General features: G+C 56.9%; 17 protein-coding genes and 1 tRNA gene. 14 read left to right on the top strand and 4 right to left on the bottom strand.

The features are described 5' to 3' along the window. Positions 1–79 precede the first annotated feature (79 nt). From soxX to AC2FNN_RS02760, 12 genes are all read left to right on the top strand, one after another. Complete coding sequence (soxX, locus tag AC2FNN_RS02815) at positions 80–556, top strand: sulfur oxidation c-type cytochrome SoxX (protein ID WP_496756463.1); 477 nt, start codon at positions 80–82, stop codon at positions 554–556. A 47-nt stretch (positions 557–603) separates the two neighbouring features. Beyond that, positions 604–1,020, top strand: coding sequence for a thiosulfate oxidation carrier protein SoxY (soxY, locus tag AC2FNN_RS02810; RefSeq protein ID WP_496756462.1), 417 nt, complete (start codon positions 604–606; stop codon positions 1,018–1,020). A gap of 36 nt (positions 1,021–1,056) precedes the next feature. Then, positions 1,057–1,386: a thiosulfate oxidation carrier complex protein SoxZ gene (gene soxZ, locus AC2FNN_RS02805; protein WP_117869618.1), complete on the top strand. Its 330-nt coding sequence runs from the start codon at positions 1,057–1,059 to the stop codon at positions 1,384–1,386. A gap of 70 nt (positions 1,387–1,456) precedes the next feature. Next, positions 1,457–2,302: a sulfur oxidation c-type cytochrome SoxA gene (gene soxA, locus AC2FNN_RS02800; protein WP_496756461.1), complete on the top strand. Its 846-nt coding sequence runs from the start codon at positions 1,457–1,459 to the stop codon at positions 2,300–2,302. Positions 2,303–2,390: 88 nt separating this feature from the next. Beyond that, positions 2,391–4,088 (top strand): thiosulfohydrolase SoxB, encoded by a 1,698-nt coding sequence (soxB, locus tag AC2FNN_RS02795; protein ID WP_496756460.1) that lies wholly within the window; start codon positions 2,391–2,393, stop codon positions 4,086–4,088. A 24-nt stretch (positions 4,089–4,112) separates the two neighbouring features. Then, positions 4,113–5,375 (top strand): sulfite dehydrogenase, encoded by a 1,263-nt coding sequence (gene soxC / locus AC2FNN_RS02790; protein WP_496756459.1) that lies wholly within the window; start codon positions 4,113–4,115, stop codon positions 5,373–5,375. Next, positions 5,359–6,684 carry a c-type cytochrome gene (locus AC2FNN_RS02785; RefSeq protein WP_496756457.1) on the top strand — a complete coding sequence of 442 codons (1,326 nt, stop codon included), beginning with the start codon at positions 5,359–5,361 and terminating at the stop codon, positions 6,682–6,684. Before soxC ends, AC2FNN_RS02785 begins: the two co-directional genes overlap by 17 nt. A gap of 2 nt (positions 6,685–6,686) precedes the next feature. After that, complete coding sequence (locus AC2FNN_RS02780; protein ID WP_496756455.1) at positions 6,687–7,394, top strand: c-type cytochrome; 708 nt, start codon at positions 6,687–6,689, stop codon at positions 7,392–7,394. Between the two features lie 24 nt (positions 7,395–7,418). Beyond that, positions 7,419–8,681: an FCSD flavin-binding domain-containing protein gene (locus AC2FNN_RS02775; RefSeq protein ID WP_496756453.1), complete on the top strand. Its 1,263-nt coding sequence runs from the start codon at positions 7,419–7,421 to the stop codon at positions 8,679–8,681. An 81-nt stretch (positions 8,682–8,762) separates the two neighbouring features. Further along, entirely contained in the window at positions 8,763–9,197 is a 435-nt protein-coding gene (locus AC2FNN_RS02770; RefSeq protein WP_496756451.1) for a DUF302 domain-containing protein, read from the top strand. 1 nt (position 9,198) lies between these two features. Next, positions 9,199–10,422: a 5-aminolevulinate synthase gene (hemA, locus tag AC2FNN_RS02765; RefSeq protein ID WP_496756450.1), complete on the top strand. Its 1,224-nt coding sequence runs from the start codon at positions 9,199–9,201 to the stop codon at positions 10,420–10,422. 58 nt (positions 10,423–10,480) lie between these two features. Then, positions 10,481–11,539, top strand: a complete 1,059-nt coding sequence (locus AC2FNN_RS02760) for a YeeE/YedE family protein (RefSeq protein WP_496756448.1) — start codon at positions 10,481–10,483, stop codon at positions 11,537–11,539. Position 11,540: 1 nt separating this feature from the next. Here the strand turns inward: AC2FNN_RS02760 and AC2FNN_RS02755 are convergent, their stop codons facing one another. Then, positions 11,541–12,485 carry an MBL fold metallo-hydrolase gene (locus tag AC2FNN_RS02755; protein WP_496756447.1) on the bottom strand — a complete coding sequence of 315 codons (945 nt, stop codon included), beginning with the start codon at positions 12,483–12,485 and terminating at the stop codon, positions 11,541–11,543. Then, positions 12,482–13,408: an MBL fold metallo-hydrolase gene (locus AC2FNN_RS02750; RefSeq protein ID WP_496756446.1), complete on the bottom strand. Its 927-nt coding sequence runs from the start codon at positions 13,406–13,408 to the stop codon at positions 12,482–12,484. Before AC2FNN_RS02750 ends, AC2FNN_RS02755 begins: the two co-directional genes overlap by 4 nt. A 386-nt stretch (positions 13,409–13,794) precedes the next feature. Between AC2FNN_RS02750 and AC2FNN_RS02745 the strand changes: the two genes are divergently transcribed. Next, positions 13,795–13,880: transfer RNA gene (locus AC2FNN_RS02745), tRNA-Leu, on the top strand. 106 nt (positions 13,881–13,986) lie between these two features. On the opposite strand, the gene AC2FNN_RS02740 is transcribed toward AC2FNN_RS02745, so the two are convergent. Both AC2FNN_RS02740 and AC2FNN_RS02735 read right to left on the bottom strand, forming a co-directional pair. Next, the gene (locus AC2FNN_RS02740) at positions 13,987–14,484 is read right to left on the bottom strand and encodes a hypothetical protein (protein WP_496756444.1); all 498 of its coding nucleotides are present in this window, start codon (positions 14,482–14,484) and stop codon (positions 13,987–13,989) included. After that, positions 14,477–15,067 carry a helix-turn-helix transcriptional regulator gene (locus AC2FNN_RS02735; RefSeq protein ID WP_496756443.1) on the bottom strand — a complete coding sequence of 197 codons (591 nt, stop codon included), beginning with the start codon at positions 15,065–15,067 and terminating at the stop codon, positions 14,477–14,479. Before AC2FNN_RS02735 ends, AC2FNN_RS02740 begins: the two co-directional genes overlap by 8 nt. Positions 15,068–15,830: 763 nt before the next feature. Between AC2FNN_RS02735 and AC2FNN_RS02730 the strand changes: the two genes are divergently transcribed. Continuing rightward, on the top strand, positions 15,831–18,107 hold the full coding sequence (locus AC2FNN_RS02730; protein ID WP_496756441.1) for a hypothetical protein: 2,277 nt from the start codon (positions 15,831–15,833) through the stop codon (positions 18,105–18,107). Positions 18,108–18,121: the final 14 nt, after the last annotated feature.

The following is an 18,121-nucleotide window of genomic DNA, read 5'->3' as shown; positions in this document are numbered from 1 at the left end:
AGACCGCCCTCGTCGACTACGGTACACAAATGCTTTGGGTCGCAAAGCGCCGTCGGCGTGTTAGCAAATGGGAGGGATCATGAAGCTGAGACTCTTAACATTGGTCTGCGCAATGACAGGGGGTGCCGCGTTTGCCGCGGATACAGACCCGAAAAACGTAACCTATGGTGAATATGGTGCCGTAGAGGTGTCTTTGACCGGCGCGGCCGGTGATGCGGCAAATGGCGCGCTGATCGTTGGCGACAAGTCAAAAGGCAATTGCGTGGCATGCCATGCGGTCTCGACTTTGTCCGATATTCCGTTCCATGGCGAGGTTGGCCCGGCGCTGGATGGTGCCGGTGATCGTTGGTCCGAGGCCGAGCTTCGCGGATTGGTTGCAAACGCGAAAATGACGTTCGAAGGCACGGTCATGCCGGCATTCTACAAGGATGACGGCTATATCCGTCCGGGCGATGCCTATACCGGCAAAGCCCCGACCGAGCCTCTGACGTCGATTCTGACAGCGCAGGAAATCGAAGACGTGGTCGCGTTTCTTGGAACCCTGAAAGAGGAATAGTCGCGCTTGTTCAGCGTGATTTTTCAAAGATTCAAAGGAGATTGAAAATGGAACTCTCTCGCCGCGAAACTCTGGCCCTTGGGCTGGGCGCCGCGTTCCTGACAATGATGCCGCTTCGCGCAAATGCGGCCGCTGAGGATGCGATTGCCGCGTTTACCGGTGGGGCGGATGTGGCTGACAGCGGTGTTACACTGACGGCACCTGAAATCGCCGAAAACGGAAACACCGTACCGATCGAAGTAAGCGCCCCGGGTGCGGCGTCGATCCTGATCGTTGCAGCAGGCAACCCCGAACCGGGCGTCGCAACGTTTAACTTCGGCCCGCTGGCTGCTGAACAGGCTGCTTCAACTCGTATCCGCCTTGCCGGAACGCAGGATGTCATTGCCGTGGCGAAGATGGCAGATGGCAGCTTTGCCAAGGCATCCGCAACCGTAAAAGTGACAATCGGCGGCTGCGGCGGCTGATAGCCACGCGCGCCTCGAAGAACAGGAGACTAACCAATGGCATCCGGTGTGAAACCCCGCGTCAAGGTTCCGAAGAAAGCCGCAGCCGGCGAAACCGTCACGATCAAGACACTGATCAGCCACAAGATGGAAAGCGGACAGCGCAAGGACAAAGAAGGCAACGTCATACCACGTTCGATCATCAACCGTTTCACCTGTGAGTTTAACGGCGAAATGGTGGTCGATGTGACGATGGAGCCGGCAATTTCAACCAACCCGTATTTCCAGTTTGAGGCAACCGTGCCCGAGGCAGGTGAGTTCGTGTTCACCTGGTACGATGACGACGGCTCTGTCTACGACGAGAAGAAATCGATCGAGATCGCCTGACGGCTCGACCAATAAGGCAGATCAGCGCCGGACCTGACGTTTGGCGCTGGTCCACCAAGGGAGGAACGTAATGAATACCAAGGCATTAACGGCGATCGCGGCAGTTCTGGTTTTCCCAGTGGCAGCAATGGCCGGACCTGACGAAGACAATCTTGTGATCAATGACGAGCTGGACATGACCTCGGTCACCGAAGCGCCGGCGCATCTGGAAAACCTGGACACGATCTATTCCGGTTGGCATTTCCGTACGGATGAAACCCAGGCTCTTCAGATCGATGATTTCGACAATCCGGCGATGATCTTCGTCGATCAGGCCGCCGACCTTTTTGAAACGGTAGATGGGGCTGCCGGTAAAAGCTGTGCCTCGTGCCACGACGGGGTGGAAAGCTTCGAGGGATTGCAAGCTTCCATGCCGAAGGTTGATGCCGAAACCGGCAAGCTGGTGGTCATGGAAGATCTGATCAACGAGTGCCGGACAGAGCGTATGGAAGCCGATGCTTGGAAATGGTCCGGCGGCGATATGCAGGGTATGGTCGCTTTGATCGGTCTGCAATCACGTGGGTTGCCAATGAATGTCGCGATTGATGGCGACGCCGCCCCGTATTGGGAGCAGGGCAAGGAAATGTACTATACCCGCTATGGCCAGTTGGAGCTGAGCTGTGCCAACTGTCATGAAGACAATTGGGGCAACATGATCCGAGCAGATCACCTGAGCCAGGGGATGATCAACGGGTTTCCGACTTATCGTTTGAAACAGGCCAAGCTGATTTCGCGACATAATCGTTTCCGCGGTTGTATTCGTGATACGCGGGCGGAAACCTTTGCCGAAGGTTCGGACGAATTCCGTGCGCTGGAGCTTTATGTTGCTTCGCGTGGCAACGGGCTTTCAGTCGAAACTCCGGCCGTACGCCAGTAACAACAGGCCCGCGTAGGAAGTGTCCGGCGCGGGTTTTTCCATGAGTTTAACATTCACACATTTATATGTGAAATAGGAAAGCCGAAAGATGATTTCTCGACGTGACTTCTTGCAGGTTTCAATGGCGGCATCGGCTCTGTACGGGGCGTCCGGGTTTGGCAATTGGGCCAGGCTTTCTGCGCAGCAAAGCCTGACGCAGGATCAGCTGCTGGAGTTTGAGACCTTTGGCAATATCAGCCTGATCCATGTCACCGACATTCACGCACAACTCAAACCGATATACTTCCGTGAACCCGAGATAAACCTGGGTATCGGTGAGGCAAAGGGGCAGATGCCGCATGTCACGGGGGCCGCGTTCCGCAAGGCCTACGGGATCGAAGATGGCAGCTCGTCGGCCTATGCGCTGACCTACGACGACTTTTCAGCCCTGGCAAAGACCTACGGTCGGGTTGGTGGTTTGGACCGGGTTTCGACTGTCATCAATGCCATCCGTTCGGACCGGCCCGATGCCCTGCTTTTGGATGGCGGCGATACCTGGCACGGGTCTTACACCTGTTACCAGACCGCCGGTCAGGACATGGTCAATGTCATGAACGCGCTGAAACCTGATGCAATGACCTTTCATTGGGAGTTCACGCTGGGCAGCGACAGAGTTAACGAAATCGTCGAAGGGTTGCCCTTTGCGGCTTTGGGTCAGAACATCTTTGATGCCGAATGGGATGAACCTGCGGAATTGTTCAAGCCCTACAAGTTCTTTGACCGGGGCGGTGCAAAGGTTGCCGTGATCGGGCAGGCGTTCCCTTATATGCCAATCGCGAACCCGGGTTGGATGTTCCCCGAATACTCTTTCGGTATCCGGGACGAAAACATGCAGGCCATGGTGGACGAGGTTCGCGATGCCGGTGCCGATGTCGTCGTCGTCCTCAGCCATAACGGCTTTGACGTGGACAAGAAAATGGCAGGCCGGGTGCAGGGGATCGACGTGATCCTGAGTGGCCACACCCATGATGCGCTGCCCGAGCCGGTTCTGGTGGGCAAAACGCATATCATCGCGTCAGGCTCGAACGGCAAGTTCGTCAGCCGCGTGGATCTGGATGTGCGGGATGGGCAGTTGATGGGGTTGAAGCACAAGCTGATCCCGCTCTTCTCTGATGTAATCGCTCCGGATCCTGCGATCACCGCTCTGATAGATGAGCAGCGCGCGCCCTTTGAGGCGACGCTCAGCGAAGTGATCGGCAAAACGGACTCGTTGCTTTATCGTCGCGGCAATTTCAACGGAACCTGGGATGACCTGATCTGTGATGCCCTGCTCAAAGAGCGGGAGGCAGACATTGCCATGTCCCCCGGTGTTCGTTGGGGGCCGTCGATCCTGCCGGGGCAGGAGATCACGCGCGAGGACATCTGGAATGTCACCTCGATGTCGTATCCGAATGCTTATCGCACGGAAATGACGGGTGAGTTCATCCATGTGATCCTTGAGGATGTTGGCGACAACCTCTTCAATCCCGATCCCTACTACCAGCAGGGCGGGGATATGGTCCGTGTCGGTGGTCTGGGCTACCGCATCGACGTGACCAAGCCGCAAGGGCAGCGGATCAGCGAGATGACCCTGCTCAAAACGGGTGAAGCGATTGATCCGTCGAAAACCTATGTCGTGGCCGGCTGGGCCAGTGTCAACGAAGGCACCGAGGGACCGCCGATCTGGGATGTCGTCGAAAACCACATTCGCAACCTTGGAACCGTAACGGTGCAAGAGAACACCAGCGTCGATGTTGTCGGCGCCTAAGAAACAGTTGGAGACCTAAGAGATATGGATGACGCGTTCAAACCGTCCCGCCGCGCCTTCCTGAAAGGCAGTGCCGCGGTCGCCGCGGGGTCAGTTGCAGGTGCGGCAGTGGCAGACACGCCCGACCCCCTGATAACAGAACTTCAGGATTGGGCATCGTACACGGGTGCAGGCGTTGACGAGACACCCTATGGCATGCCGATAAGCTATGAATCCCATGTTGTGCGTCGCAATGTGGAATGGCTGACGGCCTCTCCGATTTCGTCGATCAACTTCACGCCGATCCACGCGCTTGACGGTACCATCACACCCCAGGGCTGCGCTTTTGAACGGCACCACTCGGGCGCAATCGAGCTGCGCAAGGAAGACTATCGGCTGATGATCAACGGGCTGGTCGATCGCCCGCTTGTCTTTACGTATGACGACATCGAACGTTTCCCGCGCGAAAACCACGTGTATTTCTGCGAATGCGCTGCGAACACCGGGATGGAGTGGGCAGGCGCGCAGCTCAACGGTGTGCAATTCACCCATGGTATGATCCACAACATGGAATACACAGGTGTTCCGCTGCGCATGCTGTTGCAGGAGGCCGGCGCCGATATCTCGCCCGACAAATGGGTCTATGTCGAGGGCGCGGATGCGTCGTCCAATGGCCGCTCCATTCCGATGGAAAAAGCGCTGGATGATGTGTTGGTGGCCTTCAAGGCAAATGGCGAGGCCCTGCGGATGGAACATGGCTATCCCGTGCGACTGGTTGTTCCTGGCTGGGAAGGCAACATGTGGGTCAAGTGGCTGCGCCGGATCGAGGTCGTCGACAGGGCGGTCGAAAGCCGCGAAGAAACTTCGAAATACACCGATGTCTATGCCGATGGCACGGCCCAGAAATGGACTTGGGTGATGGACGCGAAATCCGTCATAACCTCGCCCAGCCCGCAAATGCCGATCAAACATGGGCCGGGGCCGCTGGTGATTTCAGGGCTTGCTTGGTCAGGCCACGGACAGATTACCCGTGTCGATGTCTCCAAGGACGGCGGCATCACGTGGGAAACGGCACGCCTTGGCAAGCAGGGCGACACCAAGGCTTTGACACGTTTCTATCTCGACACGAATTGGGACGGGGCACCCATGCTCTTACAGGCCCGAGCAATAGATGAGACCGGCTATGTACAGCCAACCAAAGACCAGCTGCGCGAAAAGCGCGGCGAGAACTCGGTCTATCACAACAACTGTATCCAGACGTGGTACGTAAGCGCAGAAGGGATCGCTGAGAATGTCGAAGTCTCTTAGTCATGTTTTCCTGCCCGTATTTGGCGGCACAGCATTGGTGCTTGCAGGGGCGTTGGTGTTCGCCAACAGAAACTTTGGCCAATCGAAGATCGACACTTTGGAAACCCGGATTGGTCAGGTTGAGGCCCACGCAGCGGCCGCACAGGAAAAAGCGAAGACAGAAGCCGAACGAGCAGCCCAGCTTGAGCTCAAAGTCCAGGAAATTCAGGCCGCCGCAGCGGAACGGGTTGCGAATGCCGCGAACCTGACCGCACCTGCGCCCGACCGCGAGGGCACTTATGGGCTTGGACGGCCTGCGCTGGAGGTAGAGATCACGGCCTGGGACGTTGACGTTCTGCCGGACGGGCGGGGCTTGCCTGTCGGATCGGGTGACGTTTGGACCGGGGAAGAAGTTTTTGCCGACCGCTGCGCGTCATGTCACGGAGAGTTCGCGGAAGGTGTGGACAACTGGCCCGTTCTTGCCGGCGGGTTCGATACGCTTGCAAACGAAGATCCCGTGAAGACCGTCGGGTCTTACTGGCCGCATTTGTCTACCGCCTGGGATTACATTTCCCGATCCATGCCATTTGGCGAGGCGGGCACTTTGACCGCAGATGAGACCTATGCGATTGTTGCCTACATCCTTTATTCAAATGATTTGGTGGATGACGATTTCGAACTGAGCAACGAAAACTTCGCCGATTTCGAGATGTACAATAAGGACGGTTTTGTTGTCGATACGCGACCCGAGACCGAGTATGCTGAATGGCGCAAAGAGCCTTGTATGGAAAACTGCAAGGCAGAGGTCGCTGTCACGATGCGCTCTGTTTTTCTGGTCGAAACGCCACCCGAAGGTGGGTCGAACTCGGTGATGAATGATGCCACTGTAGAGGGGTTGCCGACCTTCACTGCGGACGGCCCGTCGTTCATTCCGGCAACGGCACCCAAGCCCGAGGAAGAAGCCGCTACGGAACCAGCCGTTCAAGAGGCTGAAAAAACTGACGGGGCAACAGAACTGGTTGCCGCCGGAGAGAAAGTCTTCAAGAAGTGCAAAGCCTGCCATCAGGTTGGTGAAGGTGCAAAGCACAGCACCGGGCCGGCATTGAACGGGGTTGTCGGGTCCAATGCAGGATCGGTCGAGGGGTTCAAGTACTCCAATGCAATGAAAGCCGCCGCCGAGGCCGGCCTTGTCTGGACGGATGAGGAAATGGCGGCCTTCCTGACAAGACCCAAGGATTACATGAAGGGCACGCGAATGTCTTTCGCGGGGCTCAGAAAGCCGGACGACATCGAAGCCGTGATTGTCTACCTCAAATCGTTCGGAAGCTGATCATGCGGTGGTCGGGCATAGTGGCGTGCACGGCGGTTCTGGCGGCTTTCGCCACATCGACCTACGCAACCGAGGACCTTGGTGATGCCAAGGCCGGGAAAACAGTGTTCGCCAAATGCAAAGGCTGCCATCAGGTTGGCGAAGGAGCCGAAAACAAAATCGGCCCGCATCTGAATGGTCTCTTTGGGCGCAAGGCTGCGGGTCTTGATGGTTTCAATTATTCCAAGAGCCTTATGCGCGCGGGGAATTCGGGTTTGGAATGGCACGCTGACACTTTGTCAGCTTATATCGAAAATCCACGTGCATTTGCGTCGGGCACAAGGATGAGCTTTCGCGGTCTGAAAGACCCGGAAGACCGGGCCAATGTGATTGCCTATTTGCGGGGGTTTTCAGACAACCCTCGGGATATTCCCGAAGCGGACCCAACCGCAAAAGGCACGGACCATTCGATTGATCTCGCGATCCTGGCGATTCAGGGAGACCCGGAATACGGCGCATATCTCAGCAGCGAATGCACGACATGCCATCAGATCGAAGGAAGTGACGAAGGTATCCCGTCGATCGTGTATTGGCCCGACGAGGATTTTGTCGTCGCCATGCACGCATACAAGGACAAAAAGCGGCCACACCCGGTTATGCAAATGATCGCCGGAAGGCTGAGCAATGACGAGATCGCGGCCTTGGCCGCATATTTCAATAACCCAGAGTGATTGTGCCTAAGGGGAGGAAACGCGATGACACTCGACAGACGTACATTTCTAGGAGCCGCCGGGGTGGTGGCAGCCGGATTATCTGCACCGATGGTTCTGGCTCAGGGCAGGCCCCGGGTCGTTGTTGTCGGCGGCGGTGCAGGCGGCGCTACGGCTGCCCGCTATATTGCGAAGGACAGCAAAGGTGAGATCGACGTGACGCTGATCGAGCCGTCGCGGACCTACTACACCTGCTTCTTCTCGAACCTGTATCTTGGAGGGTTCCAGGAACTTTCGGATATCGCCCACAGCTATGGCACGCTTGCCGCCGACTATGGGATAAACGTGGTCCACGATTGGGCCATCGGTGTTGACCGCGACGCCAAGACTGTATCATTGGCCGGGGGTGGCTCGGTTCCGTACGACAAGCTGATCCTCAGCCCGGGTATCGATTTTGTTGACGGGGCTGTTGAAGGCTGGGACCTCTCGGCGCAGAACAAGATGCCGCATGCATACAAGGCCGGCTCGCAGACGGAGCTTCTGAAAGCTCAGATCATGGCGATGCCGGAAGGCGGTACTTTTGCGATGGTTGCACCACCAAATCCGTACCGCTGCCCGCCCGGACCCTATGAGCGGGTCTCGATGGTTGCGCATGTTCTGAAAGCAAACAATCCCACAGCGAAAATCATCGTGGCGGATCCGAAGCCGAAGTTTTCGAAGATGGCATTGTTCCAGGAAGGCTGGGCAAACCATTACGAAGGCATGGTCGACTGGATCGGTGAAGACTTCGGTGGCGGCAATGTCTCGGTCAACCCGGACGCGATGACCGTGACCATCGACGGAGAAGAGACCAAAGTCGACGTCTGCAACGTGATCCCGGCGATGAAAGCCGGACGCATTGCAGAAATGGCAGGAGTGACCGAAGGCAACTGGGCGCCGGTGAACGCCGCGGACATGTCCTCCAAGGCTGATCCGGACATCTATGTCCTTGGCGATGCCAGCCAGCAGGGTGACATGCCGAAATCGGGCTTCTCGGCCAACAGTCAGGCGAAAGTCTGTGCGAATGCCGTACGGGGCGCGTTGACCGGATCCAAGGTGTTCCCGGCCAAGTTCTCCAACACCTGCTGGTCACTGATCGACACGGATGATGGCGTGAAGGTTGGCGCAACCTACGAGGCGACGCCCGAAAAAATCGCCAAGGTGGACGGCTTCATCAGCCAGACCGGCGAAGATGCCGATCTGAGAAAAGCAACGTACGAAGAGTCGCTGGGTTGGTACGCCGGTATCACCTCGGACATGTTCGGATAGAAGTTTTCGGGGGTTTTGACACGGGTCAAAGCCCCCGAAGCTCAATCTGAGAAACTGCGGCTCAGGAGGAGGATCAAAACCATGAAACACTTTATTGTCACGGCCGCGTTTTTTGCAGTCTCCGCCAGTCAAGGGCTTGCCGAGGATATCATCACGACCCCCTTTGACGGAAGTTTTGATGACGCCACCTTTGCCGTCGAATCCGCCATTGTCGGGCAGGGGCTGGTCATCGATTATGTAAGCCACGTTGGCGAAATGTTGAACCGAACGGGCGCTGATGTCGGCAGCGACAAACAGATATTCGCGGCGGCGGACATTTTTATTTTTTGCTCGGCAAAGATTTCGCGAGAGGTGATGGAAGCTGATCCGATGAATATCGGCTATTGCCCATATGGGATTTTCGTGACCGAGGACGATGACGGGGTGAAGGTCGGATACCGAAGCTATCCGGACGGCCCGATGCAAAAGGTCCAGACCCTGTTGTCCGGAATCGTGGAAGAGGCCGTTGGGAATTGAAATGAACTACCGGCAGTATTTTCGAGATCAACTTGATCAGCTGAAACAAGAAGGAAACTACCGGGTTTTTGCAGAACTCGAACGTCAATGCGGCGCGTTTCCAAAGGCGCGCAGTTTCACAGGGGGTGGTCCCGAAAAAGTCACTGTCTGGTGCTCGAACGACTATCTTGGAATGGGGCAGCATCCCAAGGTTCTGGCGGCCATGCACGGGGCGATCGACAAATGCGGTGCATGTGCCGGCGGGACGCGGAATATTTCGGGGACCACGCACGAACACGTTCTGTTGGAGCAGGAGCTTGCGGACCTTCACGGCAAGGACGCAGCTTTGCTGTTCACGTCCGGCTACGTATCCAATTGGGCTGCCTTGGGAACCTTGGCGTCCCGCATTCCCGGCATCACGGTTTTGTCCGACGAATTGAACCATGCCTCGATGATCGAGGGGATTCGTCACAGCCGTTGTCAAAAACGGATCTGGAAGCACAACGATCTTGAAGACCTTGAAAGGCAACTTGCGGACTTGCCTGCAAATGCGCCCAAGCTGATCGCGTTTGAAAGCGTCTATTCCATGGATGGCGATATTGCACCGATTGCCGAGATCTGTGATCTGGCGGACCGGTATGGCGCGATGACCTATCTGGATGAGGTTCACGCGGTCGGGCTGTACGGTCCGCGCGGCGGGGGCATTGCCGAGCGAGAGGGCCTGATGGACCGCCTGACCGTGATTGAAGGGACCTTGGGCAAGGCGTTCGGCGTGGTCGGTGGGTACATCGCGGCGTCGCGGGAACTTGTAGATTTTGTCCGATCCTTTGCCAGCGGATTTATTTTCACCACTGCTTTGCCGCCGGCCGTGGCAGCAGGTGCCGCGGCTTCGGTGAAGCACCTGAAGCAAAGCAATGCAGAGCGGCAACAGCACAAAAAGCGCGTGCGCGAAGTCCGGGACAGGCTGGACGATCTGGGTATTCCCCATACACCGAACCCAAGCCATATCATTCCGGTCATGGTCGGCGATCCGGTCAAGTGTCGCTTCATTTCGGATGTGCTGATGCGTGACTATGGGATCTACATCCAGCCGATCAACTATCCAACTGTTCCCAAAGGAACGGAACGTCTGCGGATTACGCCGTCGCCGGTGCACACCAGTGAAGACGTGGACCGGCTGGTATCTGCATTGGGTGAGTTATGGACGCAATGTCAATTGGCACGCAGGCCAATGGCTGCGCAATGACGCTGGCGAATTGACCAAAGACAAGGACACACACGCAACGAAGTGAGAGTTTCTGCCCATGGAGAGGCTCATCGATTTGCTGGGAGACCCGGGCACCTTGGCGTTTGCCGGAGTGCTGGTGGGTATCTTGTTCGGTGTGACGGCTCAGAAGTCTCATTTTTGTTTGCGCGCATCGACGGTGGAAGTTGCCGAAGGTAAGCTTGGCCCCCGTTTGGCGGTTTGGCTGATCGCCTTTACCGCGGCACTGACGCTGGTACAGGCGCTTGTCTCGCTTGAATTGCTGGACCTTTCCGAGGCACGTGCGATCGCGTCCACCGGCAGCCTTAGCGGTGCGGTTATTGGTGGGGCGATGTTTGGCATCGGCATGGTTCTAGCGCGCGGATGCGCTTCTCGCCTGCTGGTCTTGGCCTCGTGCGGTAATCTGCGTGCACTTGTGACAGGATTGATTTTGACCTTGGTGGCGCAGGCAGCCTACACAGGCGTTCTCAGCCCGGCCCGTGAAGCAATTTCCGGTCTGTGGACCATCTCAGGAGGCGCAGGGCGCGATCTTGCAGAAATAATGGGGCTTTCACCATCGGTCTATTCGGCCGTTGCCGCAATTGGATTTGTCCTGTCGATCGTGTTTGCCCTTCACAGGAAGGTCGCGCCTGCAAAGATCGTGACAGCCGCCGGAGTTGGCGGGGCAGTGGCGCTTGGCTGGTTCATGACATTTTCCATCGCGCAGGCATCATTTGAAGTCGTGCCAGTGTCTTCGGTGACGTTTACCGGCCCGGCCACAGACACGCTGATGACGTTGGTTGCAGAGCGAAATGTGGTGCTGTCTTTCGGTATCGGTCTTGTGCCGGGCGTGGCCATTGGCGCAGCAGGATCTGCCATCATTTCCGGCGAGTGGAGGATCGAACGTTTTGGCCCGGACACTCCGATGGAGCGGTACCTCGTCGGAGCTGTCCTCATGGGGTTCGGGGCGATGCTGGCCGGAGGTTGCGCCGTGGGCGCCGGACTTTCAGGTGGGTCCGCCCTGTCATTGACCGCCTGGCTTGCCGTTTTCTTCATGTGGGTTGGGGCGATAGGCACGCACAGGATTTTGATGCGGCTGCCGGTATTGCAGCACTCCTGACTTACTCGAACTCCATCTGTTCGAAAACGCGCCCGGCGTTCTTTGTTGCCAGTTCCTCGAACGTGTCCAGATGGGCATAAGGGGACTGATCGACATAATAGGCTTCGGTCAGATCGCCGCCCGCATCCATATGTTCCTGAATCCTGGTTCGCAGATACACCAGGTAATCGCGTGTATAGCGGCGCACCTGATCCATATTCGTGGGATGACCGTGCCCGGGTATGACATATGTGGCATTCAAAGCCTCGAACTCGTTGTCCCAGGTTTCCAGCCAATCCGCGGTATAGGTATCCTGAAAGATCGGCAGCATACGCTCGTGGAATGCCATGTCACCTGCAATGACAAGGCTTTGGTTCGGCAACCAGATCGAGATATCGCCGGGGCTGTGGGCCGGTCCGAGGTATTTGGCTTCGATCCGGAAGTTGCCCATCTCAACCACGTATTCATCATCGAATGTCTCGGTTGGGCCCGCCAGAAACGTTCCCTCTGCCTTGTCCTGATTGTATCGTTTCATTCCCTCAAGGATTTGAGGGCCATACTCCTCGAACTCAGCTGCTGCATCCGAATGGGCGACGATTGGAACACCGATTTCCGACCAGTAGGCATTGCCAAGCATCGCGTGCCCCTGACCGTTTTCGTTGAAGACAAGCGTGACCGGCTGATCCGTAATCGCCTGAATTTCCTTGTGCAGCGCCTCGGCAAGCACATAGGCGGCACCACCGTTGACAACGACCACCCCCTCACCGGTCACGATGAAGCTCAGGTTGTTGTTGTGGCCAGAGTTATCGTAGGTCGGCGGAGCGGTTGCGCCAATGGCGGAATAGACGCCAGGGACGTATTCGACCGGCTTGGAATACAGAACGCTTTGCGGATACTGGTCTGCGATATCCTCGCTTGCCCAAGCTGGTGTGACGAAAGCAACCGCAAACACGAATGATCGTATCATGACGCCTCTCCAATGAATCTGTAGGCAGAACCGGTCTTTTCGACGCGGCCAATTCCACCGTTCGGCAAATGGAAGCCGATTATTCTCATTTCCTCTTCGGAAACCTGATCCAGCAGTGAGTAACGCGCAGCTGCGGCGACCTGGGGATCCTGATCGGTTCCACTGTGCCAATCGGGGTGTTCAAAGGCCACGTGCGGATTTCCCAGCGCGTCACCGACGACCATCACAGACTCATTCCCATTTCGAAGCTCAAACGCCATGTGACCGGGCGTGTGCCCAAAGCTTGCCCGTGCAGCAATGCCCGGAAGTATCTCTTGCCCATCCTCGAAGAACGCGACCTGATCCTCGATCGCTTCCAATCGCCGTTTGGCGCCGGCCGCGAACGCCGTGCGATCTTCGCCTATCGTGTCCACCGTTGAGGGGTTCCACCAATAATCCCATTCTTTGCGTCCAATGAGGTGCGTCGCATTTGGGAAAAGCAGGTCGTCGAAATCATCCAGAACACCCCAGATATGATCCGGGTGCGCGTGTGTGAAAACCACATGCGTGACACTTTCGGGCGAAAGGCCGATTGTTTCAAAAGTTTCCATCAGTTTGCCCGATGTGGGCATGAAGTCCGGCCCCGCTCCAGCATCGAACAGCACGGTGTTTTCATCATCCCGATAAAGCGTGACGTTGCACTCTGGCTCGTACTTGGTCGCGTCCGCTTGATTGCGGGTCAGGATTTGCTCGACCTCTTCCTTGGGCATGGCTCCGAAAACAACATCAGGTGGCAATGACAGGTATCCGTCTGAAACGGTCGTAATTCGGGCTGAAGGACCAAGCCGCAGCTCTGCCTGCACGATCCTGGCTTGAGCTCCAAGTGCCGCAAGGCACGTGGCATTGAACAGGAAACTGCGTCGGGACAAAGAAATTCCATTCATACGCAATCATTAAAATGAATATTATTATTTGTAAACGATGGAAGTCCCAACAAAGGATCATTCCAAGACGCTGAAAACCCGGTCGGGTTTTCTTTGCGATTGGGCGAAGAACGGTTCTCAGTGTTGGCAAATGGAGACGTCACCAAGGTCATGCGCAAAGTGAACGCGCAGCGCAATCCGCGCGAAGATGGAATGCCGAGGAAGCGACGATGTCGGAAAGGTGACTGCTATGTGACCTTGAAAACGGGGGAAGGCCCTGCCGCTGAACGACGGCGACGGCAGACACAGCTTTCCACCGAAAAATCCCGGCCCATCTGCGTCAAAGCGCATTGTTCTCATCCCGCTGTGCTTGTAAGGAAATTGCATGGCCACAGAGGCTGCGCCGTGCGGGCGTGATGGAATGGTAGACATATCAGACTTAAAATCTGAAGGGCGTATGCCCGTGTGGGTTCGAGTCCCACCGCCCGCACCACAAAATTTTTGAAAAATGCTGGGACTTATGTGTGCGTGGCAGGACGCGCCGTGGGGGACGCGCGGGTGCTGCGAGGGGCCCACTCAACACTGCTGTGCGACCGAGCCTAAACCGGAAACCCCAATTGTCGGATCAGTTTCCAAATGTCCCTGTTTGCGGCTGACAGCTGATCAACGACTTCTTCGATCTGGCGCAGGGCATGGTCGTCGACGGTATCTTCGCGGCCGAGTTTTATGTCAGTTTTGCGGTCAGCGATCCGCATAAGGATCGTTTTCGGGTTTCCGCTTTCGGGGTCGAAGGAATAGATGCAATGGTTGTACTTGTTGCGGATGCCGGAAAGCTTGGCCAGCCTTTGCGTATGTTCAAGGATCGGATCGCGAACCCGGGCAGGACGCCCTTCCATTTTTGCAAGCCTTTCAACCAGATCTATTCGCGCGCGGGTAGTGTTCAAAGTCAGAAAGATGATTACGGCCACGTCCTTGGACGTTCCGGTCAGGCCGGCGATCAGGTGGATCAGCAGGCTTTCGGTATTTGTCCACATATAGTTCAGCCTGCCGACCAAAAGGATCAGGCGGTCGAACCGGGCTTCAAACGGATCAGTCAAGGGCGGTCTGCTGCGCCTCATGAGGCGCTACCTCGAAATAGAAGTGAGCAGCCGCCGTCCGGTTGCTGACACCGATCTTTCCGACAACGTTATGCATGTGCAGTTTGACCGTGTGTTCCGTGATGCCCAGCTTGGCCGCAATCAACTTGTTGCTTTTGCCTTCTGAGACCAGTTGCAGAACCTGTTTTTCGCGGCGTGTCAGCTTGGAATACTGTGCGTGCCGATCCGCGCCGTTGGATGTAATGGCTTCCCGTTGCCGTGGTCTTTCAGGCGCGCGCTGACAGGGGGATGAGACACAGTCAGCCAGAAAGCTCGGAAGATAAAGTTCCTCGTGCATCAGCAGTCGGAGGATGGCGCGCCATGCGTCCGGTGCCACGTTCATCGGTAGAAAACCGACATCTCCAAACTGCGCGCGGTTCCAGCCTTCGAACAGGTGTCGGGCGGATTCCTCTTTGCGATAGGCGAAAGCTAGACAGCCGGAACCTGCACTTTTGGTGTATGCATCGGGGCGCGCCAAAAGGTCCTCGATCAACATCTGATCCACGACGACGATCTTGCCGCTGTCCGGAACATGTGCGCGCATTGCCTCGAGTGTTTCGAAGCGAAAAGCGCGGACGCCAAATTCAGTTTGAACGCTTCTTAGAGTTTGATTTGAATAGAATAGTTCTTTCCCGAGGAAGACAATCGAAAAATCTTCTGAATAAAGACTCTGATTGCCAGATTCATTGTTCAAAGACTCACTCATTATATTCCCTCACAATACGGGGTTAACCGGAAATGGCTTTATCGAAATGGAATTGCCGGCGCAAAAGTAGTTAACTAATCAAAGAATTACATATGTTTTAGTGTAGCTGAAAACGTGATTTTCCACAACCAGATGGTATGGTTCACGGGCCCGAGAAATAGAACTATTGTTTAGGTTTTTTGGCGTGGAATTGTGTAACCAACGGAAACAATTGCACTATTTTTTGTTGCTTTTATTATTTAGAACTTTTTGATCCAGACCGGGGAAGGTTTCGCGATTTTTTTATTATAGTCAAAAAAATCAATATCTTACCCACATCAGAACTTTCAGTTAGCTAGGCGCGAGCGTGCGTCGCTGCAAACATGGTCAGGCTTTAATTGTGAAAGCGTCTGTCCCTGCCGCGCCCGTTCTTTGCGTATTTCAGCATCGATTGTGAACGGTCGCGTATTCGGCTTAGCCGGGAAAGGAGGTGGCCTCAGGAAAACGACCGTGGACCGCATTCAGCGTGTTTGAACGCTGTGCGGGTTTTTTAGTTTCAATCACGCCCGTTGCCGCTTTGTAGATGAATGGCGGTCAGGCGTTCCAGAAATGGGAATTTGTTATGAGACGTAATGTAAACAATACAAACGTAACGACCGTTGACGAAATTGTTGTCGAAAACCTCGAAGCTCCGGTTGATGTTGAAATTCAGGTTGATGAGGCTCTTGTCGAAGCCGATGTGACTGCGCAGCAACAGCAGCAGGACCAAAATGTAGAAAACGCCAACGAACAGGGCCAGGATCAGGGCCAAGACCAAGGTCAGGACCAGGGCCAGGATCAGGACCAGGGTCAGGATCAGGACCAGGGTCAGGATCAAGACCAGACGCTTAATGCCGGCGACAACACCAACGACAACTCCAACAGCAACTCAATCAACATCGATTTCGGCGGCGGTGAGTGGATTCCGCGCGACGATGATCAGGTTGATCTGGATCTTGGCGACTCGGCGACAGTGGGTGACGTTATCACTGCTGGTCGCGATCTGACCTATGATCCAGGCGATGACATGAATCTGGATATCTCGATGGACGGTGCCGGAACGGCAATGTCATCCGTGAACAGCCAGGTCGCCAGCCTGAGCGACGATGACACGCTTGATTCACCGACCGTATCCAACAACGCTGACTTCACCCAGAACGGTGATGCCAATGGCGGCACGGCAACTGCGGCTGAAGGTATCAGCTCTGATGCCAACGGTGGAAAATCGGGCGACGGTGGAACCAGTTACGGTGGAGCAGCCGATTCATCAACCTTTGGCAGCCACGCGTGGGCTGACGGTGGCGATACCGGCAGTGCAGATGCCGATTCCAGCGCCGGCCGGGGCGGATCGACCGGTGACGCAAGCAATGCCAGCAATGGTGTTGGTATGGCGGGCGCAGGATCCGACGGTGACAGCGCCGGTGGAGATGGCGGTGCCGCGGATAGTTCGGCGTCGTCCGACAATGATGGCAGCACAAGTGCCGATGGCAGCGGAACCGGCGGAGCCGGCGGCAGCGCAGATTCGTTTGGTCTGGGTCTGGGCCTGGGTCTGTCCGGTTCGAACGCAGCCGGTAACGCAAATGGCGGCGACAGCGATTCCGACTCGACAGGAACCGGGACCGGAACGGCCGACAACGCTGCGGACGCGTCCGGCGCGGATGGTGGCGACGGTAATGCTGCGGCAGATGGTTCGGCTTCGAACACCAGCGACAGCAACACCGATGCAAATGATGCCACTGCGGGTGACAACACTGCGGACGGCTCTGCTGACAGCGGCGCGGACAGCTCGGCTGACGGCTCTGGCGGAACCGGAACCGGTGGTGACGGATCCGGCGGTGACGGCACTGGCGGTGACGGAACCGGTGGCGACGGTACCGGCGGCGACGGCGAAGGTGGATTCGGCGCGATGGTCGAAGCTGCAATCATGGCTTTGCAGGAAGAGCTGGGCATGATTGACGCCGAAGCAGGCGAAGGCGGTGACGGAACCGGCGGTGACGGCACCGGTGGCGACGGCACGGCCGGCGACGGTTCAGGTGGCGACGGCTCGGGCGGCGACGGCTCCGGTGGAACCGCTGATGCGGATTCCGATGCGCAGGGTGTTGGCGATCAGTCGGCAAGCGGGCCGGATATCGACCAGAGCCCCGGCGACGTGAACGGCGCGGCCAGCAACTCGCAGGACACCGACGGCAGCGGCGGTGACGGCGGGTCGAACGCAGCAGATGGCGCAGCGGATGCGGCCGGTACCGGAACATCGGCTGCCGACGGCGACGGCGGCGCGGGCGGTAGCACAACGCCAACATCAACGTCTACCGGCAACGGAGCCGGGTCCGCCGACGCGGCCAATACCGCAGGCAACGGTGGAGCTGCCGACATCTTCGGAGACGCCGACACGAACGGTGCGGCTGACAGCCTGGCCGAAGCAATTGCCGGATACGGTGGCGAAGGCAGTTCCGACAATGATGCCACATCGACTGGCTCCGGCGACGCAACTGGTGCGGCCGACTCGGGCAACGGTGGTGCCGGTGGCGCATCCGCCGCGAACGGCGGAACCAGCGGAGCTTCGATGGGCAGTGCAACGTCCGGCGATACCATGGGTGGCACGATCACCGGTGGTAACGGTGGCGGCGCCTATTCAGGTGACGGTGGTGCCGGCGGCAATGGTGGTGCCTGGGGCGCGAACAATGGTGGCGATGGTATCGTGACCGGCGAGTCCTATGCGTCGGCTGCGGCTGTCGTTGATACGTCTGCATTCAATCAGTCGATCATCATGGGCGCCAACGTTCTGGGCAACACGGTCGATACGACCATGGTGGGTGGTTCGATGACCATGTCCCACGCCAGCGACGACACGGACGTTTAAGTCAAAAGGCGGGG

Source organism: Ruegeria sp. BHSA118, from assembly GCF_059613405.1.
This window is presented reverse-complemented; position numbering and strand designations above follow the sequence as displayed.

Bases quoted from the DNA above. Each gene is read 5' to 3' on its own strand.
- AC2FNN_RS02730 (WP_496756441.1), top strand. From the start codon at position 15,831: ATGAGACGTAATGTAAACAATACAAACGTAACGACCGTTGACGAAATT.
- soxA (WP_496756461.1), top strand. From the start codon at position 1,457: ATGAATACCAAGGCATTAACGGCGATCGCGGCAGTTCTGGTTTTCCCA.
- AC2FNN_RS02735 (WP_496756443.1), bottom strand. From the start codon at position 15,067: ATGCGCGCACATGTTCCGGACAGCGGCAAGATCGTCGTCGTGGATCAG.
- soxY (WP_496756462.1), top strand. From the start codon at position 604: ATGGAACTCTCTCGCCGCGAAACTCTGGCCCTTGGGCTGGGCGCCGCG.
- soxX (WP_496756463.1), top strand. From the start codon at position 80: ATGAAGCTGAGACTCTTAACATTGGTCTGCGCAATGACAGGGGGTGCC.
- hemA (WP_496756450.1), top strand. From the start codon at position 9,199: ATGAACTACCGGCAGTATTTTCGAGATCAACTTGATCAGCTGAAACAA.
- AC2FNN_RS02785 (WP_496756457.1), top strand. From the start codon at position 5,359: ATGTCGAAGTCTCTTAGTCATGTTTTCCTGCCCGTATTTGGCGGCACA.
- soxC (WP_496756459.1), top strand. From the start codon at position 4,113: ATGGATGACGCGTTCAAACCGTCCCGCCGCGCCTTCCTGAAAGGCAGT.
- AC2FNN_RS02755 (WP_496756447.1), bottom strand. From the start codon at position 12,485: ATGATACGATCATTCGTGTTTGCGGTTGCTTTCGTCACACCAGCTTGG.
- AC2FNN_RS02770 (WP_496756451.1), top strand. From the start codon at position 8,763: ATGAAACACTTTATTGTCACGGCCGCGTTTTTTGCAGTCTCCGCCAGT.
- AC2FNN_RS02775 (WP_496756453.1), top strand. From the start codon at position 7,419: ATGACACTCGACAGACGTACATTTCTAGGAGCCGCCGGGGTGGTGGCA.
- AC2FNN_RS02750 (WP_496756446.1), bottom strand. From the start codon at position 13,408: ATGAATGGAATTTCTTTGTCCCGACGCAGTTTCCTGTTCAATGCCACG.
- AC2FNN_RS02760 (WP_496756448.1), top strand. From the start codon at position 10,481: ATGGAGAGGCTCATCGATTTGCTGGGAGACCCGGGCACCTTGGCGTTT.
- soxZ (WP_117869618.1), top strand. From the start codon at position 1,057: ATGGCATCCGGTGTGAAACCCCGCGTCAAGGTTCCGAAGAAAGCCGCA.
- soxB (WP_496756460.1), top strand. From the start codon at position 2,391: ATGATTTCTCGACGTGACTTCTTGCAGGTTTCAATGGCGGCATCGGCT.
- AC2FNN_RS02780 (WP_496756455.1), top strand. From the start codon at position 6,687: ATGCGGTGGTCGGGCATAGTGGCGTGCACGGCGGTTCTGGCGGCTTTC.